4 protein-coding genes are annotated in these 2,816 nt (G+C 66.1%); all 4 read right to left on the reverse strand.

What is annotated here, in order from left to right; genetic code table 11:
• The coding region (dxr, locus tag JHD07_RS37105; RefSeq protein ID WP_291631220.1) for a 1-deoxy-D-xylulose-5-phosphate reductoisomerase at positions 1 to 826 on the reverse strand (826 nt) is incomplete at its 3' end.
• A 4-nt stretch (positions 827 to 830) separates the two neighbouring features.
• A complete protein-coding gene (locus JHD07_RS37110; protein WP_291631222.1) occupies positions 831 to 1,673 on the reverse strand; it encodes a phosphatidate cytidylyltransferase in 843 nt (280 codons plus the stop codon).
• Positions 1,670 to 2,428, reverse strand: a complete 759-nt coding sequence (locus JHD07_RS37115) for an isoprenyl transferase (protein ID WP_291631224.1) — start codon at positions 2,426 to 2,428, stop codon at positions 1,670 to 1,672. The genes JHD07_RS37110 and JHD07_RS37115 overlap by 4 nt, the downstream gene beginning before the upstream one ends.
• 104 nt (positions 2,429 to 2,532) lie before the next feature.
• Positions 2,533 to 2,816: ribosome-recycling factor (locus tag JHD07_RS37120; RefSeq protein WP_291631226.1), on the reverse strand; the 284-nt coding region annotated here is incomplete at its 5' end.

Below are 2,816 nucleotides of genomic sequence, written 5' to 3' on the forward strand. Positions count from 1 at the left end.
GCGCGCCGAGCTGGGCCACCACCGAGCAATCCGAGAACTCGACCATGCCATGGATGATCGACTGCGGATGAACCAGCACGTCGATCTCGTCCGGCGCGAGCGCGAACAGATAGGACGCCTCGATCACCTCGAGGCCCTTGTTCATCATCGAGGCGGAATCGATCGTGATCTTCTGGCCCATGCTCCAGTTCGGGTGTTTCAGGGCCTGCTCGAGCGTCGCCTGCTCGATGTCGGCGGGCTTCCAGGTCCGGAACGGGCCGCCGGAGGCCGTGATGATGACGCGGACGAGTTCGTCGCGATTGCCCGAGCTGAGCGCCTGGAACAGCGCGTTGTGTTCGGAATCGGCCGGCAGGATGCAGGCGCCCGCCTTTGCCGCGCGCTGCATGAAGAAATCACCTGCGCAGACCAGGCACTCCTTGTTGGCGAGCGCGACATGTGCGCCGCGATCGACGGCCGCCAGCGCCGGCTTCAATCCGGCCGCGCCGCTCACCGCCGCCATGACCCAATCGGCCGGGCGCGCGCCGGCCTCGATCACCGCACTTTCGCCGGCACCGCATTCGGTGCTGGTGCCCGCCAGCGCATCCTTGAGCTCTGCGAGCTTGGACGTATCGGCAATCGCGACGTAACGCGCCGAGAATTCCCTCGCCAGCTTGGCCAGCGCCGCGACATTGCCGTTCGCCGTCAGCGCCTCTACGCGATAGCGCTCGGGCGAGGCGCGCAAGAGGTCCATCGTGCTGTCGCCGATCGAGCCGGTGGCGCCGAGAACCGTGACGCTGCGGACGTCGGACGCCGCAAGCCTGTTGTTACGCAATGGGACCGCGCTCATAGCCTCACCAAACCATAAGACCGCTTCCGGCGCTATGCACACCATGGCGGAGAAAGCCGATTATCCATGCCGCCAGGATGGCGGCGACAAAACCGTCCAGGCGGTCCATAAGCCCGCCATGCCCGGGAATTAAGTGACTGGAATCCTTGACTCCGAAGCGCCGCTTCACGGCGGATTCGAACAGATCGCCCAAGGCGGACACCACGGACAGCACAGCTGCGACGAGCAGCAGTGGAACCGCCTTTCCGATGCCGAAAGCCGCAAAGCCGGCCGCAACCGCAAGACTTGCCGCAAAGCCGCCGAACGCTCCGGACCAGGTCTTCTTCGGGCTCACCCGCGGCCACAGCTTCGGTCCTCCGATGCTGCGGCCGGCGAAATAGCCGCCGATATCGGTCGCCCACACCACCAGCAGCACGAACATCAGCGCGGAGAAGCCGTTGACGAGATCCTTCCGCACCAGGATCGAGGCCAGCAGCGCCGCCGCGGCATAGGCAAAACCCGTAGCCGCCCACAGGAACTTGCCCCGCGCCATCAGCGTCACGATCGCACCGCCGATCAGACCGGTGACAATCGAGGTCTTGAGTGCGCCGAACGCGACCGAGGCCCCCATCATGGCGATGACGATCGTCCCTATCCCGGTCAGCGCGGCCGATCCCGCGCCAACCACCATCAGCCATTCCGCGAACAGCCCGATCGAGACCAGGGTGACGAGAAGCGCCCACAGCCAGCCGCCGGCATAGGCGATCGCAATGGTCAGCGGCGCCAGCACCAACGCTGCGAGGATTCGCAGCATCAGGTTGCTCTGGGCCGGCTTCGTGGGCGCCGGTGCGGCGTCGTGTTCGCTCACGAGGCGGTTTTCGCGACCAGGCCGCCGAACCGGCGCTCGCGCCTGGCAAATTCGGCGATCGCATCCTCGAGCGCCGCCTTGTCGAAATCGGGCCAGTGGATCGGCACGAAGACGAGCTCGCTATAGGCCGCCTGCCACATCAGGAAGTTGGAGAGGCGCTGCTCGCCGCTGGTGCGGATGATGAGATCGGGGTCGGGGATGTCGGGCGCATCGAGATGCGCGCCGAGCGTCTCGGCGTCGATCGTGGCAGGGTCCCGCCTTCCCTCCGCGACCTCGCGGGCCAGCTTCTGCGCCGCCTTCGCGATCTCCTGCCGCGAGCCGTAGTTGAAGGCGACGACGAGCGTCAGGCGCGTGTTGTCGCGCGTCAGCTCCTCGGCCTCGTTGAGCAGCGCGCAGATGTCGCCATCGAGCCCCTCGCGCTCGCCGATGATACGGACCTTGACGCCGTCGCGATGCAGGCTCGCCAGATCGTTGCGGATGAAGCGCCGCAGCAGGCCGAACAGGTCGCCGATCTCGCTCGCCGGGCGCGACCAGTTCTCCGACGAGAACGAGAAGATGGTGAGATAGCGGATGCCGAGTTCGTGCGAGGCGCGCACGACGCGGCGCAGAGCGTCCACGCCGCGGCGATGGCCTTCGGCACGCGGCAAGCCGCGCGCCGCCGCCCAACGCCCGTTGCCGTCCATGATGATGGCGACATGCGCAGGCGCCTCGGACCGGTCGGTTAGTTCCGTTGCTGGCGCGGCGGCGTTGGACATGAAGGCGGTGCCTCAAAGCATGATCCGGAAAAGTGCGAAGCGGTTTTCCGACAAGATCATGCGCGAACGATACTCTAAAGCGCGATGATGGTCCTCATCGCGCCTCAGACGGTGAGGATCTCTTTTTCCTTGACGGCCAGCAGCTGGTCGATCTCGGCGATGGTCGCGTCGGTCGCCTTCTGCACCTCGTCGGAGTGACGCTTCTGATCGTCCTCCGACATCTCGTGATTCTTCTCGAGCTTCTTGAGCACGTCGAGGCCGTCGCGGCGGACATGGCGCGCGGCGACCTTGGCCGCTTCGGCATATTTGTGCGCGACCTTCACCAGCTCCTTGCGGCGTTCCTCGTTGAGCTCGGGGATGCGCAGGCGCAGCACCTGGCCTTCGGTCG

Origin of the sequence: Bradyrhizobium sp. (assembly GCF_016462955.1) — a bacterium.
Lineage (GTDB): Bacteria > Pseudomonadota > Alphaproteobacteria > Rhizobiales > Xanthobacteraceae > Bradyrhizobium.

Bases quoted from the DNA above. Each gene is read 5' to 3' on its own strand.
- JHD07_RS37115 (WP_291631224.1), bottom strand. From the start codon at position 2,428: ATGTCCAACGCCGCCGCGCCAGCAACGGAACTAACCGACCGGTCCGAG.